General features: G+C 46.8%; 16 protein-coding genes and 1 pseudogene. 10 read left to right on the top strand and 7 right to left on the bottom strand.

The genetic code is table 11. The features are described from left to right. Positions 1 to 208 precede the first annotated feature (208 nt). The 7 genes and pseudogenes from MHH91_RS19510 (at position 209) to licH (ending at position 6,540) form a co-directional block, all read left to right on the top strand. Positions 209 to 799: a DNA-3-methyladenine glycosylase gene (locus MHH91_RS19510; protein ID WP_013354070.1), complete on the top strand. Its 591-nt coding sequence runs from the start codon at positions 209 to 211 to the stop codon at positions 797 to 799. Between the two features lie 51 nt (positions 800 to 850). Continuing rightward, positions 851 to 985: a hypothetical protein gene (locus tag MHH91_RS19505; protein ID WP_369719122.1), complete on the top strand. Its 135-nt coding sequence runs from the start codon at positions 851 to 853 to the stop codon at positions 983 to 985. Positions 986 to 1,132: 147 nt separating this feature from the next. After that, positions 1,133 to 3,083, top strand: a pseudogene (gene licR / locus MHH91_RS19500) (transcriptional regulator LicR). 98 nt (positions 3,084 to 3,181) lie between these two features. Next, positions 3,182 to 3,490 (top strand): PTS lichenan transporter subunit IIB, encoded by a 309-nt coding sequence (gene licB, locus MHH91_RS19495; RefSeq protein WP_013354068.1) that lies wholly within the window; start codon positions 3,182 to 3,184, stop codon positions 3,488 to 3,490. Positions 3,491 to 3,505: 15 nt separating this feature from the next. After that, positions 3,506 to 4,864, top strand: coding sequence for a PTS lichenan transporter subunit IIC (licC, locus tag MHH91_RS19490; RefSeq protein WP_014471220.1), 1,359 nt, complete (start codon positions 3,506 to 3,508; stop codon positions 4,862 to 4,864). Positions 4,865 to 4,882: 18 nt separating this feature from the next. Further along, a complete protein-coding gene (gene licA / locus MHH91_RS19485) occupies positions 4,883 to 5,215 on the top strand; it encodes a PTS lichenan transporter subunit IIA (protein ID WP_013354066.1) in 333 nt (110 codons plus the stop codon). Beyond that, positions 5,212 to 6,540 (top strand): 6-phospho-beta-glucosidase LicH, encoded by a 1,329-nt coding sequence (gene licH / locus MHH91_RS19480; RefSeq protein WP_014471219.1) that lies wholly within the window; start codon positions 5,212 to 5,214, stop codon positions 6,538 to 6,540. The genes licA and licH overlap by 4 nt, the downstream gene beginning before the upstream one ends. Positions 6,541 to 6,580: 40 nt before the next feature. Here licH and MHH91_RS19475 read toward each other — a convergent pair whose 3' ends face one another. The 6 genes from MHH91_RS19475 to MHH91_RS19450 all read right to left on the bottom strand — a co-directional run bounded on the left by MHH91_RS19475 (position 6,581) and on the right by MHH91_RS19450 (position 12,151). Next, positions 6,581 to 7,672 (bottom strand): branched-chain amino acid aminotransferase, encoded by a 1,092-nt coding sequence (locus MHH91_RS19475; protein ID WP_041481746.1) that lies wholly within the window; start codon positions 7,670 to 7,672, stop codon positions 6,581 to 6,583. Between the two features lie 183 nt (positions 7,673 to 7,855). After that, positions 7,856 to 9,040 (bottom strand): D-alanyl-lipoteichoic acid biosynthesis protein DltD, encoded by a 1,185-nt coding sequence (gene dltD / locus MHH91_RS19470; RefSeq protein ID WP_013354063.1) that lies wholly within the window; start codon positions 9,038 to 9,040, stop codon positions 7,856 to 7,858. Continuing rightward, positions 9,041 to 9,277, bottom strand: coding sequence for a D-alanine--poly(phosphoribitol) ligase subunit 2 (dltC, locus tag MHH91_RS19465; RefSeq protein ID WP_013354062.1), 237 nt, complete (start codon positions 9,275 to 9,277; stop codon positions 9,041 to 9,043). 16 nt (positions 9,278 to 9,293) lie between these two features. Then, complete coding sequence (gene dltB, locus MHH91_RS19460; protein ID WP_013354061.1) at positions 9,294 to 10,478, bottom strand: D-alanyl-lipoteichoic acid biosynthesis protein DltB; 1,185 nt, start codon at positions 10,476 to 10,478, stop codon at positions 9,294 to 9,296. Next, the gene (gene dltA / locus MHH91_RS19455) at positions 10,475 to 11,986 is read right to left on the bottom strand and encodes a D-alanine--poly(phosphoribitol) ligase subunit DltA (protein WP_014471218.1); all 1,512 of its coding nucleotides are present in this window, start codon (positions 11,984 to 11,986) and stop codon (positions 10,475 to 10,477) included. The genes dltB and dltA overlap by 4 nt, the downstream gene beginning before the upstream one ends. A 15-nt stretch (positions 11,987 to 12,001) precedes the next feature. Then, positions 12,002 to 12,151 carry a teichoic acid D-Ala incorporation-associated protein DltX gene (locus MHH91_RS19450; RefSeq protein ID WP_013354059.1) on the bottom strand — a complete coding sequence of 50 codons (150 nt, stop codon included), beginning with the start codon at positions 12,149 to 12,151 and terminating at the stop codon, positions 12,002 to 12,004. Between the two features lie 440 nt (positions 12,152 to 12,591). On the opposite strand from MHH91_RS19450, the gene MHH91_RS19445 reads away from it, so the two are divergent. The 3 genes from MHH91_RS19445 (at position 12,592) to MHH91_RS19435 (ending at position 15,522) form a co-directional block, all read left to right on the top strand. After that, the gene (locus MHH91_RS19445; RefSeq protein WP_013354058.1) at positions 12,592 to 13,527 is read left to right on the top strand and encodes a 1,4-dihydroxy-2-naphthoate polyprenyltransferase; all 936 of its coding nucleotides are present in this window, start codon (positions 12,592 to 12,594) and stop codon (positions 13,525 to 13,527) included. 134 nt (positions 13,528 to 13,661) lie between these two features. Continuing rightward, positions 13,662 to 14,294 (top strand): GTP pyrophosphokinase, encoded by a 633-nt coding sequence (locus MHH91_RS19440; protein ID WP_013354057.1) that lies wholly within the window; start codon positions 13,662 to 13,664, stop codon positions 14,292 to 14,294. A 367-nt stretch (positions 14,295 to 14,661) separates the two neighbouring features. Continuing rightward, on the top strand, positions 14,662 to 15,522 hold the full coding sequence (locus MHH91_RS19435; RefSeq protein WP_014471216.1) for a glycosyltransferase family 8 protein: 861 nt from the start codon (positions 14,662 to 14,664) through the stop codon (positions 15,520 to 15,522). A gap of 52 nt (positions 15,523 to 15,574) precedes the next feature. Here MHH91_RS19435 and MHH91_RS19430 read toward each other — a convergent pair whose 3' ends face one another. Next, positions 15,575 to 17,323 (bottom strand): S8 family peptidase, encoded by a 1,749-nt coding sequence (locus tag MHH91_RS19430; protein ID WP_013354055.1) that lies wholly within the window; start codon positions 17,321 to 17,323, stop codon positions 15,575 to 15,577. Positions 17,324 to 17,372: the final 49 nt, after the last annotated feature.

Here is a 17,372-nt window from a genome sequence, read left to right as displayed (position 1 = left end):
CAATTCACCTACTTTTATGATCATTGTCCGGCATTTATTGAACATGAGAATCATTTTCAGTTGAACCATCATATTATAACCAGCCGATTTTCAAAACGCAATAGAGTGTTCAACATGACGCCCTTTTTTCTTTCATGTTTATATTGTAAAAAAGAAGTGAAAAACGTGAAAGAGGGAAATCGCTATATTCAGAAAAGGAGGAAGACGGATGACGGGAGAACGAAAGCCTTTGCCGATTGAATTTTTCCAGAGGCCGTCAGTGGAGCTTGCTCCTTTATTGCTCGGCTGTCTCTTGGTGAAGGAGACGGATGAGGGAACGGCATCAGGCTTCATCGTTGAAACGGAAGCTTATATGGGAGTGGAAGACCGGGCGGCGCACAGCTTCGGCAATCGGCGCACGAAACGGACTGAAATCATGTTCCATGAGGCGGGCCGCATTTATACATACGTCATGCACACCCATACATTAATGAATGTTGTCGCCGCTGACATCGGCATTCCGCAGGCCGTGTTAATCAGGGCGGCAGAACCTCATGAAGGACAGTTCCTGATGGAGCGCAGGAGACCGGGCAGACGCCCTAGAGAGTGGACAAACGGCCCGGGAAAACTCACAAAGGCGATGGGCATTTCAATGAGTGACTATGGCGGCATGATCACGGAACCGCCGCTGTTTATTACGGAAGGCTTTACGCCGGAGCATATATCAACAGGCCCGAGAATCGGGATTGAAAACAGCGGAGAAGCCCGGGATTATCCGTGGCGCTATTGGGTGACGGGAAATCGGTATGTCTCACGCTGACCATGTTTACAGCTGCTGATAACAGGGGAAAGACAAGGTAAAAGAAAGGGGATTCAGACATTGAAAAAATTTTTCAAAACAATTATCAAATGGGCGCCCGTCATCTATCCGATCATTAGAAAAATTATAAAAGAACGGAAGGCATCTAAGCGAAACCGCATGTCCGCATCCCGAACAGCCGGCTGATCCGGCTGTTTTTTTACGGGCTTTCTATCGGGCTGCCTCATTGACTTGAAATCCTCCCCATTATAGAATTTACATTACATTTACCCCTTCCTCATCCTTTTTGCCCATTTTTTACAACTGCATTTGATCTGATAGGAGGTTTTTCTCATGCTTCATGGGCGGCTTCGTGAACTTCTGCGCTTGCTTTTAGCTGCTGAAACACCGATTACAAGCTCAGTCATCGCTGCAAATGTAAAGGTAACGACGCGGACGGTCCGCAATGACATAAAGGAACTGCAAACCGTTGTAGAAAAAAACGGCGCTTCCATTCAATCTGTCAGAGGGAGCGGCTATAAGCTGCTGATCCGCAATGAGCAGCAATTTAAAAACTGGCTTCAGGACAATTTCCAGCAGAACAGCGCCGTGCCGATTTTTCCCGATGAACGGATTCATTATCTTATGAAAAGACTGCTTCTGACCGACGGCTGCCTCAAGCTGGATGACTTGGCAGAAGAACTGTTCATCAGTAAATCGACTCTTCAATCTGATCTGAAAGAAGTAAAAAAACGGCTCCGCCCTTATGACATCGTTTTGGAAACAAGGCCGAACTGCGGATTTAAGCTGCGCGGCGAAGAGCTCCGCCTCCGTTATTGTATGGCGGAATACTTAGTGGACGACCGCGAGCCTGAGCCTGATCTCCTGAATGAGAAGGCCGGTATTTTGCCGAAAGAAGACATTCATGTGATCCGCACAGCCATTATGAAGCAGGTTCGAAACCACAAGATCCCGCTTTCTTTCTTCGGCCTGAACAATCTCATCATCCATATCGCCATTGCCTGCAAACGAATCCGGACGGAATGTATCTCTCATCCCGGAGGATCTTCATGACATTAAGCTTGAAACAGAATATCAGTCAGCGGAAGCCATCGTAAATGAGCTTGAATCGGCGCTTTCCGTCACCTTTCCCGAACAGGAAACCGCCTATATCGCCATTCACCTGCTGGGGACAAAGCGCATGACCCAGTCACAAATTGAAGGAAAAGAGTTTACAAGGCTGATAGACGGGGAAACCAGCCGTTTAACGGAGGCCATGATTGAAGCCATTGAGAGGGAGCTGGAGCTCGGAATCACGGACGACAATGAGCTGAAAACGGGTCTTGCGCTCCATATCAAGCCGGCGATTAACCGAAACCGCTACGGAATGAACCTGAGAAACCCGATGCTTTCCGCTATAAAAGAAAATTATCCACTCGCATTTGAAGCGGGAGTGATTGCGGGAATCGTGATCAAGGAGCAAACCGGCATTGATATTCATGAAAATGAGATCGGATATTTGGCGCTGCATTTCGGAGCCGCCATCGAAAGGAGAAAGACGGAACGGCCGCCTAAACGCTGTTTGATTGTCTGTGCGTCCGGCGCCGGCAGTGCGCAGCTTTTAAGAGAAAAGCTGCGTTCCCGGTTCGGAAAGCGCCTTGAAATCGTCGGAACGGCTGATTACTACAGTCTTGACCAGCTTTCTTTTGAGTCGATTGATTTTGTGGTCAGCACCGTGCCGATCAAAATAGACTTGCCCGTTCCCGTATTAAAGGTTCATACGCTGTTGGGCGGCGGGGACTTTACCAAAATTGATGCCATGCTGGAAGAAAAGCGGGAACAATTGAACTTTCTGAAACCGGAGCTGATATTTTTGCAGCAGGATCTGGAGACGAAGGAGGACGTCATCCGTTTTCTCGGACAGAAGGTTGCAGAAGCCGGCCTCGCCTCTGATTCCCTGACCGATTCTATTTTTGAAAGGGAAGCGATTTCTCCTACGAGCTTCGGCAATCTCACGGCGATTCCGCATCCCCTCGTTCCCCAGACAGACACGACGTTTTGGGCGGTATGCACGCTGAAGAAGCCGATTGACTGGGCAAATAAGCGTGTCCAATTTGTCTGCCTGCTCTGCGTCGAGAAAGAAAACAAAGCCGACCTCCAGCATATGTACAAATGGCTCGGCGGCATGCTAGATGATCAGGCCGCGGTGAGCCGTCTTTTAAAATGCACAACCTATCAGGAGGTTTTACAAGTATTCAGAGACAAACGATCTGAGAAAGACCGGGATACACCTTTTTTCCGTTAGCAGCGGAAAAAGCCTGAGTAGTTATGAAAGCGATTTCATAATATGATGGTACTAACATCGAGACATACAAAATATCAAACTTTCAGGAGGTCTTTCACATGAATATATTACTCGTTTGTGCAGCAGGGATGTCTACAAGCTTACTCGTTACCAAGATGGAAAAAAGCGCGCAGGAACAAGGGAAAGAATATAAAATCTGGGCGGTGTCAGGCGATTCAGTCAAGCAGCATATTGATAAAGCGGACGTATTGCTGCTTGGGCCTCAAGTCCGTTATTTGCTTCCGCAGCTGAAAAAACTTGGTGAATCAAAAGGAGTGCCGGTTGAAGTCATCAATACCGTCCATTACGGCACATGCAACGGGGCGGAAGTTCTGAAATCAGCAGAACAGCTCGGAAACGCATCATAGAAAGGGGCGGGCCGTGTGAATAAGGTGAATCAGTTTTTAGAAGAGAAAGTCATGCCCATTGCCGGAAAAATTGCCTCTCAGCGGCATCTGCAAGCATTGCGGGACGGGATCATCCTCACCATGCCTCTTATTATCATCGGTTCATTTTTTCTGATCATCGGCAACCTGCCGATTCCGGGATATGCGGATTTCATGGCTAATACGTTCGGAAGCTCGTGGTCTCAAAAACTGCAATATCCGGTTGATGCGACCTTTGAAATCATGGGTCTTGTCGCCGCTTTCGGGATCGCCTATCGCCTGGCCGAAAAATATGGGGTAGACGCTTTATCGGCCGGTGCGATATCTCTGGCGGCGTTTCTTTTGGCAACGCCGTACAAAGTGCCGTTTCTGCCTGCAGGCGCTAAGGAGGAAATCATGGTGGGCGGCGGCATTCCGCTTTCTCTCATGGGAAGCAAAGGGCTGTTTGTCGCGATGATCATCGCCATGCTGTCAACGGAGATTTACCGCCTGATCATACAGCGGAATTTCGTATTTAAAATGCCGGACGGCGTGCCTCCGGCGGTCAGCAAATCGTTTGTCGCTTTAATTCCCGGCTTTGCCGTTATCTTTCTGATCTGGGGCGCGCGTTTAATTGTCGAAGCGACGCCATTTGAGAGTCTTCATAATATTGTAAGCGTTTTACTGGGGACGCCGCTCTCGATTCTCGGCGGAAGTCTCGGCGGAAGCCTGATAGCTGAAGCGGTTCAAATGCTCTTGTGGGCGTGCGGGTTACACGGAGCAAATATTGTCGGCGGCGTTATGGCGCCGATCTGGTACGGAGCGATGGATGCGAACCGGGTTGCTTTTCAGGCGGGCGATGCGCTTCCGAATATTTTTACCCAGCAGTTCTTTGAAATCTGGATTAACATCGGCGGAAGCGGCGCGACACTGGCGCTCGTGGTCACCATGTTTCTCCGCGCCCGAAGCAAACAGATGAAGCAGCTTGGGAAACTCGCCATCGGGCCGGCCATCTTTAATATTAATGAGCCGATTATTTTCGGAATGCCGATCGTCATGAACCCGATGCTTCTCATCCCGTTCATCATCACACCGCTCGTCACACTGACACTGACCTATATCGGCATGAGCACCGGCCTCGTCGCCAAACCTGCCGGCATTGCCGTCCCATGGACGATGCCGCCGATTTTTTCCGGATATCTTGCCACAGGCGGAAAAATATCAGGGGCTGTCATGCAGGCGATTAATATCATCACAGCCTTTATCGTGTACTACCCGTTCTTCAGAATGTGGGATTCACAAAAGCTGAAAGAAGAAAACGAACTTGAACAATCGCAGGCGTCAGCCGTACAGGGAGACGAAACAGCCGTGCTGTAGAGAAAGGGAGTGAAACACATGAATGAGAAAATGGAACAGACCATTTTTCAGATCATCCTGCATGGCGGAAACGGCAGAAGCGCCTCAATGGAAGCCATAGCCGCCGCAAAGCAGGGAGACAGAGCCCTGGCGGAAAAAAAGCTTCAGGAAGCCGCAAGGGAACTGACAGAAGCCCATCATTATCAGACAGAATTGATCCAAAACGAAGCCGGCGGAGAAAAAACAGACATGACGCTTTTGATGGTACATGCGCAAGATCACTTAATGAATGCCATGACCGTGAAAGATTTGGCCGCAGAGTTAGTCGCGATTTATGAAAAAGTGAGTCTGCAAGGGGGAGCAACAATATGACAAAAGGAATTAAAATCGTAACGATCGGCGGAGGTTCAAGTTATACGCCGGAGCTTGTAGAGGGCATAATCAAACGCTATGATGAACTGCCTGTCAGAGAATTATGGCTCGTCGACATTCCCGAAGGCGAGAAAAAACTCAATATCGTCGGCACGCTTGCAAAACGCATGGTCGAAAAAGCGGGGCTTCCGATAGAAATCCACCTGACGCTTGACCGCAGAGAAGCCTTGAAGGATGCAGACTTCGTGACGACTCAATTCCGCGTCGGCCTTCTTGAGGCCCGCGCCAAAGATGAACGGATTCCGTTAAAATACGGCGTAATCGGCCAGGAGACAAACGGTCCGGGCGGTTTATTCAAAGGGCTGCGCACCATTCCGGTCATTCTGGACATCGCGAAAGACATCGAAGAGCTTTGTCCGAATGCATGGCTTGTGAACTTTACAAACCCTGCCGGCATGGTCACCGAAGCTCTGCTCCGCTACTCGAATCTGACAAAAGTCGTCGGTCTCTGCAATGTGCCGATCGGCATTAAAATGGGCGTCGCAAAAGCATTGGATGTGGATGTCAGCCGGATTGAAGTGCAATTTGCCGGGCTGAATCACATGGTCTTCGGATTAGATGTTTTCTTAGACGGCATCAGCGTGAAGGATAAAGTCATTGAAGCCATGGGAGATCCGGAAAACGCCATGACGATGAAAAACATTTCCGGGGCGGAATGGGAGCCTGAGTTCCTGAAGGCGCTTGATCTGATTCCTTGCGGCTACCACCGCTATTATTTCAAAACGAAAGAAATGCTCGAGCACGAAATAGAAGCGTCTCAAACGGAGGGCACACGCGCCGAGGTCGTGCAGAAGGTTGAGAAAGAACTGTTCGAACTGTATAAAGACCCGAATCTCGCCATCAAACCGCCGCAGCTTGAAAAACGAGGCGGGGCGTACTACAGTGACGCGGCCTGCAACCTGATCAGCTCCATCTATAACGACAAACATGATATCCAGCCCGTCAATACAATAAACAGCGGCGCAATCGCCAGCATCCCGAGTGATTCAGCGGTCGAAGTGAACTGTGTCATAACGAAAGACGGTCCGAAACCGATCGCCGTCGGTGATCTGCCGGTGTCTGTCCGCGGCCTCGTCCAGCAAATCAAGTCCTTTGAGCGTGTCGCCGCTGAAGCAGCCGTCACGGGAGATTATCAAACGGCGCTTCTCGCGATGACGATCAACCCTCTCGTCCCGTCAGACACTGTGGCAAAGGCCATTCTGGATGAAATGATTGAGGCGCACAAAGAACATCTGCCTCATTTCTTTAAGTCGATTGAAGCATAAAAGCACCAAAAAAACCCGGATTCATTTCCGGGTTTTTTGTTTATTTTGATTTGCTTAATGAGGCGACTTCCGTCGTCCAGCCGAACACGTCGGCCTCCGCGCCTTTTTGAATGCCTGTAATGGTATCATACAATTTCTTCGAGATCTCTCCGGTTTCACCGCTGCCGATGACAAGACTTTCATCATTCCAGATCAATTCGCCGACCGGTGAAATGACTGCCGCCGTACCGGTTCCGAATGTTTCTTCCAAGCGGCCGTCACGATGCGCCTGAATGACTTCGTCGATAGAAATTTTCCGCTCAGACACAGTCAGTCCCCAATGTTTGAGAAGGGCGATGACGGAATTTCTCGTAATTCCTTCAAGAATGCTTCCGTTCAGCTCCGGCGTCACGATCTCGCCGCTGATTTTGAAAAAGATGTTCATGCTGCCGACTTCTTCAATGTATTTTTTTTCAATGCCGTCGAGCCATAACACCTGAGAAAAGCCTTTCTCTTCCGCAACCTGCTGCGCCTTCAGGCTTGATGCGTAGTTGCCGGCCGTTTTCGCGTTTCCCGTACCGCCTTTGACGGCGCGCACGAATTCATTTTCTACGGCGATTTTCACCGGTTTAATGCCTTCTTTGTAATAAGAGCCGACCGGCGAAAGAATGATAAAAAGCTTGTACGTATGGGATGCCGCTACACCGAGGAAAGGCTCGGTCGCAATGATAAACGGACGGATGTAAAGGGAAGTGCCTTCCGCTTTCGGAATCCAGTCTTTGTCGATGGCTACGAGCTGCTTCAGGCCTTCAAGAACAAGCTCTTCATCAATGAGCGGGATGCAAAGGCGGTCATTTGACTGATTCAGGCGCTCCATATTTTTCTCTGGTCTGAACAGAAGCACCTCCTGATCCTTCGTTACGTACGCTTTAAGCCCTTCGAAAACGGTTTGCCCGTAATGATAAACCATAGCCGCAGGATCCATTGAGACGGGCTGATAAGGGATAATTCTCGGATCGTACCAGCCTTGATCGGCGTCGTAATCCATGACAAACATATGGTCTGTGAAAATTCTGCCGAACGCGAGGTCATGGGGGTCCGGTTTCGGTTTTTTGGCTGAAGTCAATTCAACACGAATGTCTTGTTTCATAATGTTCTGTCTCCCTATTGGTGTTATTGTCAAACTTATTTGAAAATAATTTATATTCTATTGTATACCTTCAACAAATATTCGCAATAGTTTTCCTCAAATTTGTGAAAAAATCAAATCACATAAAAAGCAGGGGAGAAATGCCCCCTGCGTGTTCGTTTTTTCCGTATTCGATCATCACCATGCTCAGTGAACCGTCACCTTGCCGGTTTTGTAAAACTGCTCCATCGCTTTATCGACGTACACCCAGCCCTTCCAGGCGATATGGATGGTGTCTTTCATAAAGTACGGATCATATTCGTGACCGGATAAGTCGGCAACCTGAAAGCCCTTCGCTTTAATTTGCTTTGTGACTTTCTTGTAGTAATCAGTCCGGCCTTTTTTCGGGAAATCGGTGTAATCGTAAAACTTCCCATTTACGGGAATGACGACGAACATCGGCTTAGCCCCGGCATCCTTCAGAATATTAAGCATATCTTCAAAATCGCTGAACTCCAGTGACTTTTTATAGGCGTATGTTCTGCCTTTGTTTGAACCTTTGGCTTTAGGCACTTTGTTCTTGATCGTTTTATAAACAGAATCGTCTATGAAAAACGGATTAGAACGGGAGTGATCTTTACCATATTGAGCAGCAAGTTTTTCAAGCTGAGACCAGGATTTTCCCTTTAAATTGTTATTAATGTAACGCTTTGGTCCTTGCGGCTCTTCTATCGAATAATAAAGATCCTTCTTTTCTAAGATATTATAATAAAGCTTCGCAGCCGGTGTTAATGCGTTTACTTTCCAAGTCTGACCTTTGACAGATGCTTTATACAGTTCAGACAGGACTGCATCGTTCTTGACAACTTTGTAGTGCAGCATACGCTTCATCATTTGTTTTTTCAGTTTTGGCTCAATGCTGTGATTAAAAGCCAAGTCAAGAGCTTGTAATGATGAGAAATTAGGAGCAAAATGCTGCTCATTTGAACCGTGTTTTGTAAACCATTGCGGTGATACAATAAATACCATCTTTCTGCCTTTAAGCTGGTCAGCATGAGCGGCAAAATTTATGGCATGAATTAAAGATTGCGAACCGCCTTTTCCGACAAGATAAGGCGTAAAGCCTTGGTTGTTCACTTGAAAATAGTTGGACGGATGAAACTCATCCAGTCTTGAAAGCTCGGAAGAACCGAAAATCGGCAGATACTTCGAGTCTTCGAACATTTTGTTTTGCAGATAGAGCCCTTGGAACATATTCGGGTTTAGGGCCGCTGCCGACTCTTCGACACGTTTTTCAGGTATGAAGCGCGTAAGCCATGAAGCCGGAACTGCGATAGCTCCGACAAACAGGACAAACGCTAAAATAATAGGTCCAAAGAAACGCTTTTTCATTTACTTCAACTCAGTCAGTTTGTTTACAATGTTGTTTGGCGTGTTCCATTCGTCACGGTCAAATTCAGTGATGGGCACTGTAATGCCGAAACGGTTTTCAATGGCAACAAGCAGCTCTACAGTTCCGAAAGAATCAAGCAGTCCTTCTTCAAAGATTTCAATATCAGGATTTTCTTTAACAACGTCCTCCTGACAAACTTCCGCTAATACGTCCAATACTTCTTGTTTAAATTCCATGTGTTTTCAATCTCCTTTAGTGATGATGAAATGGTTTTCCTGAGAAAATATAAAATCCGAAACATACGAAATGGAATGTGATGACAATGGCTAAAAAGGCCGTAAAACGGTTGGCAGGCAGCCACTTGTATTTCTTATTCCACTTCTCAAAAAAGTTATACCCTGTCATTAACACGGCGTGGTACAGTCCGTACACAATATATTGCAGGGCAAGTCCATGCCAGACGCCCATCAGCATGAACAGCAGGAAATACCCGATGTTCGAGACGGCCATCCGGTTCTTTATCCATTTTTTCTTTGTCATCCAGAATACAAAGCGCATAAATACGTAGTCTCTGAACCAAAAGGATAAGGACATGTGCCAGCGGTTCCAGAAGTCTTTAATGTTTCTGCTGATAAACGGCTTATTAAAGTTTTCCGGAGATTTGATACCCATAATGTAGCTGACACCGACGGCAAACATCGTGTAACCCGCAAAATCAAAAAACAGGTACAAGCTGTATCCGTACATGTACAGCACATTACCCCACAGTTTGCTGTGGGTGATATGAGACAGATTCATAATGAAGTACGTGTTAATCGCATATCCGATAATGAATTTGTACAAGAAACCGATAAAAATTTTATGAATGCCGGTATACAATAAATCAGCGTATTCTTCCTTTGACCATACTTTCTGTTCGTCCTTGGCAAATCTGCGGTATCTGTCGATCGGACCGGAAGAAATGGTCGGGAAAAACATAATAAAGTACAAAAGACGGTGTATAGGCATTTTTTCTTTAATCAGCCCGTCTCTCGTTTCCATGATCAGCTGGACGCCTTTAAATGTCAAATAAGAAATCCCTAAGAAACTGATCAGGTTTTGAACCGGATGATGAGGCGCCGGCGGAAAGAAAAACGGCCATAATTTAGATAAAAACAGGGGTAAAATGGACGCGATCACGGCCATGCTGAAGACAAAGCCGCTGTTGGCTTTCAGTCTGTAAGCGAGATACCCCCTGATTAAAAGCACCTGCCAGAGCGTAAAGATACATAATGCGATTACGCCGTGCAGATCATGCGAGAAAATCAAAGCCAATACGATGATGGATATAAACATGTTGTATCCTTGGAATCTCTTGCCGTTCAGCCCTAAAATAATCGTCGGCAAGAGAAGGATTCCAAGTAAGATAAAGAAGAAAAACGAGCTGTAAGGCGTCATACAAGAACCTCTTCGCCAATGCGTTTACGGTCGATTTTTCCGTTCGCAGTCATTTGAATGTGATCCTGATAAATGAATTTTCTCGGAATCATGTAGGCCGGAAGCGAAGCGGCCAGTTCTTTCTTAATGGCGCTTGTCAGCTGGAATTCTTTTTCAAAATCATGTTTTTCAGGCACGATGGCGGCAATTAGATATTCCACAGTTCCGTTAGGCTGATACGGGATGACAACCGCTGAGCGTACATATTGAGACTGCCTTACATGGACTTCGATTTCTTCAAGTTCCATGCGGTAGCCGTGAAGCTTAATCTGGAAATCAAGGCGTCCTTGGCAGAAAATCTGACCTTCTTGAGCATAACCGGCATCACCCGTATGATATGCCCACTGTCCGTCAACAGAGAAAAACGCTTTTTCCGTCAGAGACGGCTCTCCGAGATAGCCTTTGCTCACGCTCGGGCCGGCGATGATGATTTCCCCTTTTTCTCCGTCCGGAAGCTTATTCCCGTTTTCATCCATGATGAAGATATTCATATCGGGTTTTGCAAAACCGACGGGCAGAGATTCGTTTTCATCGATGACCTGCTGCGTAATCTCAACAGAGGTGACGGCAACCGTTGTTTCAGTCGGGCCGTATGTATTGAATACGCGGGCCTTCGGAAAACGGTTTAACAGTTCCTGCGCCACGGCAGCCGGAAGGGCTTCTCCGCAAAACATAAATACTTCTGCGTCAGGCAGGAGCTCCTGCGTAAAGCCGGGGTCCATCAGGCACATTTGGACGAAAGACGGAGTCGATGTCCAGACGTTCAGTTTGGATTTCTCCAGCTCTTCGAATAATACTTTCGGCTTATTGATTTTGTCTTTCGTTACGCAGTGCAGCGTACCGCCCGTTTGAAGTGACGGGAAAATATCCATGACAGACAAATCAAAAGAAAACGGAGCTTGGTTTAAGAATGTCTTGCCTTCGCCCACAGGAAAATCCCTGCAGATCCAGTCAGTGAAGCTTTGCAGGTTATCAGCTGATATTTGCACGCCCTTCGGATTTCCCGTGCTGCCGGACGTGTAGATAATGTAAAAAGTGTCCAGCTCTTTTACCCAGTTCTCACGGCTGAGGTCTGCATCTCCGTCAGCTGCAAGTTCTTCGGGTGTAACGGTTTTAATCAGATTGCTTCCCGTATCGACTGCATCGCCCGATACGCTGATGAGCAGCTCTGCGCCTGAGCTTTCAATGATTTTGACGATCCGCTCCGCCGGAATGGATACATCGACAGGGATGTAAGGGCGGCCCGCTTTGACGCTTCCTAAGAAAGAAACGATCATATTCGGCTCCATATGTCCGTAAACCAGAACAGGCGTTTTCGAACCGTCAGCCGTATGTTTTTGAATGCCGGACGCGACCCGCTCCGACAAATCCCATAATTCCCCGTAAGTGAGGGAATGATCTAAGGAACGAAACGCTTCGGCCTGAGGCTTGACGTCTGCGTATGTTTTTATAGCATCAAGTAGTTTCATAGTTATCCTCCCCGATTAGAAATCGTTGTAAATATAAGTGCCGGTATTTGCTGTATGAAAACCATACATCCAAAAGAGCAATACTAATATCAGAAAATAAAATCCTGTATGAAACGTCCATTTGACCAATGTATTTTCATAAGCACGTTTTAATTTTTGCATCATGTTAAATTCCTTCCCGCGTATTCAATAATTACACCAGTATATGACGATTAGATTAACAAAAAGTTTCAAAATATGTCTAATATCCTAAGCTTAAAATTTCCTTAAAAATGAATGAGAAACAAAAGGCTGGAAAACACGCATGTAAAAATTGGCGAAAGATCATACTAAAAAAGCGCTGTGCAGGCGGGATTTTTAACTTATCGAAAATATAAATGAGGTAAAAAAAATTTGCCGGCTTTTTCTTGCGCCGGCTTGTGCCGAATCCCAATGGAGAAGGGCGAAAAGCCGTTTCCGGCAGGAAAGCTGATAAAGCGCCGCATCTTGTGAAATGAGGAAGAAATTATTATGATAGATAAGGTAGCAGAAAACATGAAAACCCCAATTCAACACTACTGTTATCGGCTGACTGTGAAAGCCTTTTAATAGAAAGGAAGAGGAAAATGAATCAAAACAATATGGGAGGCAGCCAAAAGACGCCTGAAAAAGAAAGCATGGGCCGTATTTTGTGGCAGTTAACCCGCCCTCATACATTGACGGCATCGTTTGTGCCCGTACTTCTCGGCACCGTATTGGCGATGTTTTACGTAAAGGTTGATTTCCTGCTGTTTTTGGCCATGCTGTTTTCCTGCCTTTGGATTCAGATCGCCACGAACTTATTCAATGAATATTACGATTTTAAACGCGGTTTAGATACGGAGGATTCCGTCGGTATCGGCGGAGCGATCGTCCGCCACGGCATGAAGCCGAAAACAATTCTGCAGCTGGCGCTCGGCTCTTATGCGATCGCCCTCGTGCTCGGTGTTTATATCTGCATGAGCAGCAGCTGGTGGCTTGCGGCAATCGGTCTTGCCGGCATGCTGATCGGCTACCTGTATACGGGCGGCCCGCTGCCGATTGCGTATACACCGTTCGGGGAACTGTTCTCCGGCATTTGCATGGGATCTGTATTTGTCCTTATTTCTTTCTTTATTCAGACAGGCGAAGTTAATGAACAGAGCATTTTGATTTCCATTCCGATCGCCATATTGGTCGGAGCGATTAACCTGTCCAACAATATCCGTGATATTGAAGAAGATAAAAAGGGCGGACGTAAAACGCTGGCGATTTTGATGGGGCATAGAGGAGCCGTCATAATACTGGCCGCATCCTTTGCCATTGCTTACATTTGGATCGTCGGTCTTGTCATCATGGGGTACACAAGTCCGTGGCTGTTCCTGGTCTTTTTGAGCGTGCCGAAACCGATTCAGGCCGTGAAAGGCTTTGTGAAAAACGAAATGCCGATGAACATGATTATTGCGATGAAATCAACAGCGCAAACCAATACATTCTTCGGATTCCTGCTTTCAATCGGACTCCTGATCAGTTATTTCCGCTGATCAATTAAAAAAGCAAGTGCCATAACCGGCATTTGCTTTTTTTTTTTATGAAATAATCTTCACGATTTTGTAAAGAACCTCACTGCGGACCGACCCGTCTAATACGTGGACAGCAAAGCAAGGAGATGAAAAAAATGGACTTGTCAACAGCCCATATGGATGATTTAAAAACAGTTATGGAAGATTGGAAAAATGAATTATTAGTTTATAAATTTGCTTTAGATGAGCTGGATACGAAGTTTTCTATCATCAGCCAGGAATATAATCTGATTCACGGGCATAACCCGATCGAGCATACAAAATCACGCGTGAAAAGTTTTGAGAGCATCGTCAACAAACTGATGCGCAAAGGCTGCGATGTGACGACGCAGGAAATGAAAGAGCATATTCATGATATCGCGGGTGTCAGGATTATCTGTTCCTTTATTTCCGATATTTATAATGTCGCTGAGGTTTTGAAGCAGCATAAGGACCTGAAAATTGTGAAGGTGAAGGATTATATCAAACATCCGAAGCCGAACGGCTACCGCAGCCTGCATTTGATTATTGAAATTCCCGTTTATTTGACGAATCGTGTGGAATATGTGAAGGCGGAAATCCAAATCCGCACCATCGCCATGGATTTTTGGGCGAGTCTTGAGCATAAAATTTATTATAAATTGAATAACGAAGTCCCGAAGCATCTGACCGACGAGCTGAAGGAAGCGGCGGAAATCGCCCATTATTTAGACGAAAAAATGCTTGGGATTAAGAAAGAAGTCGATTAGCATTACAAACAGCCGGACCGCTTTTATGAGCAGTCCGGCTGTTGTTTATCCGTTTACGTGCATCGCTTGCCTCCCCGGATTGTTACGCCGTTTCCTGCGGTAATAACGGTATGAAGGGCTCCCGTTTTCTCCCCGTTCGCTTTGACTCCGCCGCACCCGCCGATTTCCTGCCGTGGTACATTCTGACGATTGTTTTCGCTAAAATCATTTCCCCTTTCCTGATTTCAAATCAGAAATAAATTGTACAGAGAAAGCGAATATCAAATCGTAAACAGCACATTCCCGCGCAAAAAAATGTGTGAGATCAAGGTTTACTTTTTAAAAAAAGGGAAAGACATTTGTACAACAAAAAGGGAGATGAATATCAGTGGGAAAGAATGAAACAATGCATATCGTATCATGTGCCGATGATCATTATGCTCGTCATTTGGGTGGGATGTTCGCTTCTTTATTGATGAATATGGATAAAACAAGGGATGCGAAATTATATGTAATCGACGGCGGAATTACTGCCGAAAACAAGGACAAGCTTGAACAGACTGCGACGTCATTCGGAGCGCCGCTTGAATTTTTAGAAGTGGATGCTGATCAATACAAGCATGCCGTCGAAAGCAGCCACATTACAAAAGCGGCTTATTACCGCATTTCCATTCCTGATTTAATTAAGGATGAGTCTGTGAAGCGGATGATCTACATTGATTGCGATGCGATTGTGATGGAAGATATTTCAGCTCTATGGGATTTGAATATTTCCCCGGCAATTGTTGCGGCGGTAGAAGATGCCGGACAGCATGACAGACTGAAAAAAATGAATATCAGCGATACTGCCAAATATTTTAATTCCGGCATTATGATTATAGATTTCGAACCTTGGAGAAAACAAAATATTTCCGAAAAGGTGATTGATTTTATCAATGAAAACAGTTCGGAGGATTTTCTCGTATTTCATGATCAGGACGCGCTTAACGCGATCTTATATGATCAATGGCATGAACTGCATCCGCGCTGGAATGCGCAGACGCATATTATCATGAATGAGAAAACGCCTCCTGAACTGATTGACCGTATACGATACAGAGAAACACGTGCCGAGCCGGCCATCGTCCATTTCTGCGGAGGAGACAAGCCTTGGAATACAGGTACCGCGCACCCGTACCGTGATCATTATTTCCGTTATATGTCCTTTACGAAATGGAACACGATCGACCGCCCGGCTATGAACCAATAGGCAGGTGTGATGAAAACGCTTGTGAAGCCGTTATCCGGCTCATAAGCGTTTTTTAATGTTTCACCCGGATCGCGCGCACACGTTTTTGCAGACCGGTCTTTTCGGCAGACGGCTTCAGCCGGCTGACCGCCGTTTGTGCCGCTGATTTTGCCTTTTTCGTTTTGGTTTTTTCGGCCGTTTTCACTTTGTCTCTTGCTTGCTTCCGGTTGATCTTATCTTTTATCCTGTCAAGCCGTTTTTCCAGGGCGGTTTTTTCTTTTCCCGGCTGGAGCTCGCTGACTGCTTTTTTTGCTTTGGCGGCGTTGGTCTCAGAGGTCTTTTTTTCCGCCTGCTTGACGCTGGCTTCGGCTGTTTTCAAAAGGCCTGAGTTGACAGCATCAAGCCGCTTTTGCAGCCCTTTTTTCTCTGAGCCGGCCGCTAATTTGCGGATGGCGCTTTGGGCGGCATTGACGGCGTTTTTTTTCTTTTGTTTTTCGGCAGTCCGGACTTTGTCTCTTGCATCCGTCACATTTCTTGCGGCTTGAACTTTATTGATTCGCGTCTCAAGTGCGGTTTTTCCCTTTGACTTGGGAAGTTTGCTGACCGACGTTTTTGCTTGATTGATATCTGCCTGCTTTTTCGTTTTTTCCGCTTTTATGACGGCCCGTTCGGCAAAACTCTTTTGGTTCGTATAATATTGCACCAGCCCGTAACCGAATTGGCTGTCACGTCCGGGAGCGCCCAGGTCTTTGACGTTTTGCTGCATCTGCTGTCGGAGCTGCGTATTTGTTTCCTCCGGATATTTCTGCTTGAGCAGCGCGAACATGCCGGTGACGTGCGGCGCGGCTTGAGAGGTCCCGTCCGCCGTTGCATACATTTGATTCAGGTAAGTGCTTGTTATATTGGTGCCGGGTGCGGCGAATTCAATTTGTTTTCCGGTCGTGGAAAACGCCGCAAGCCCGTTTGTTTCGGTTGACGCTGAGACTGCCGTTACGCTGCTGTAGGCGCCCGGATAATTGACGGGTTTTTTGTTGCCGTCATTTCCTGCGGCGGCTACGATCACGATTCCTTTTTTGTATGCTTTGTCGACGGCGTCGTGAAGAATTTTGCTGTCTGCGTTTGTTCCGAGACTCATATTGATGATGTCCATTTTATTGGCGATTGACCAGTCGATCGCTTTAAGAAGGCTTTTAAGATCTCCCGCACCTTTTCGATCCAAAGCTTTAACCGCATATAACCGGACATCCGGCGCGATGCCATCAATGCCGTATCCGTCATGCTTGGCCGCAATGATTCCGGCGACATGCGTACCGTGTCCGTTGTCATCTTTGTATGAGGATGTATAGCTGACTGCGGAATAGCCTCCCGCAATGGAAAGGTCATCATGAGGATAAATCCCGCTGTCAATGACAGCCACTTTCACTTTTTTTCCCGTCAAGCCTTCTTTCCAGGCCTGCTTGACCTGAGTCGGTTCTATATCCCATTGCGGCAGCACGTAACTGCTGCTTGGAGCCGCTGATAACAGGTGTACATCAGAGCCGCCTGCTGCCTGAAAGGGTACATTGTCTTCTACATATAAGATGTCAGGATCTTGCTTCAGGTCTTTCACCGTTTGCGAATCGGCCGACACGGCGACTGCCGGGAGATGCTGATAGGTCTGTTCCACATCCGCTCCGCTGTCTATGGCGGATTCCTTGCCGTTTTGATTTTTGTACACTACGATAACGTCCCGGTCGTGCGTCTCGGCGTGCGCTGGCGCCGCGGCGGAAAACAGGCTGACGCACAAGGCAGCGGCCGTTATCGGTTTTAGGATGTGATGCATCGTGGTTCCCCCTTTTTTCTTTATATATCGGCAGTGCGGAATTCTTTTT

Origin of the sequence: Bacillus sp. FSL K6-2819 (assembly GCF_038008305.1) — a bacterium.
Lineage (GTDB): Bacteria > Bacillota > Bacilli > Bacillales > Bacillaceae > Bacillus > Bacillus amyloliquefaciens.
This window is presented reverse-complemented; position numbering and strand designations above follow the sequence as displayed.

Coding starts and splice junctions, on each gene's coding strand:
- MHH91_RS19510 (WP_013354070.1), top strand. CDS start 209: ATGACGGGAGAACGAAAGCCTTTGCCGATTGAATTTTTCCAGAGGCCG.
- licB (WP_013354068.1), top strand. CDS start 3,182: ATGAATATATTACTCGTTTGTGCAGCAGGGATGTCTACAAGCTTACTC.
- licA (WP_013354066.1), top strand. CDS start 4,883: ATGAATGAGAAAATGGAACAGACCATTTTTCAGATCATCCTGCATGGC.
- licH (WP_014471219.1), top strand. CDS start 5,212: ATGACAAAAGGAATTAAAATCGTAACGATCGGCGGAGGTTCAAGTTAT.
- dltD (WP_013354063.1), bottom strand. CDS start 9,040: ATGAAAAAGCGTTTCTTTGGACCTATTATTTTAGCGTTTGTCCTGTTT.
- dltC (WP_013354062.1), bottom strand. CDS start 9,277: ATGGAATTTAAACAAGAAGTATTGGACGTATTAGCGGAAGTTTGTCAG.
- dltB (WP_013354061.1), bottom strand. CDS start 10,478: ATGACGCCTTACAGCTCGTTTTTCTTCTTTATCTTACTTGGAATCCTT.
- dltA (WP_014471218.1), bottom strand. CDS start 11,986: ATGAAACTACTTGATGCTATAAAAACATACGCAGACGTCAAGCCTCAG.
- MHH91_RS19450 (WP_013354059.1), bottom strand. CDS start 12,151: ATGATGCAAAAATTAAAACGTGCTTATGAAAATACATTGGTCAAATGG.
- MHH91_RS19445 (WP_013354058.1), top strand. CDS start 12,592: ATGAATCAAAACAATATGGGAGGCAGCCAAAAGACGCCTGAAAAAGAA.
- MHH91_RS19440 (WP_013354057.1), top strand. CDS start 13,662: ATGGACTTGTCAACAGCCCATATGGATGATTTAAAAACAGTTATGGAA.
- MHH91_RS19430 (WP_013354055.1), bottom strand. CDS start 17,323: ATGCATCACATCCTAAAACCGATAACGGCCGCTGCCTTGTGCGTCAGC.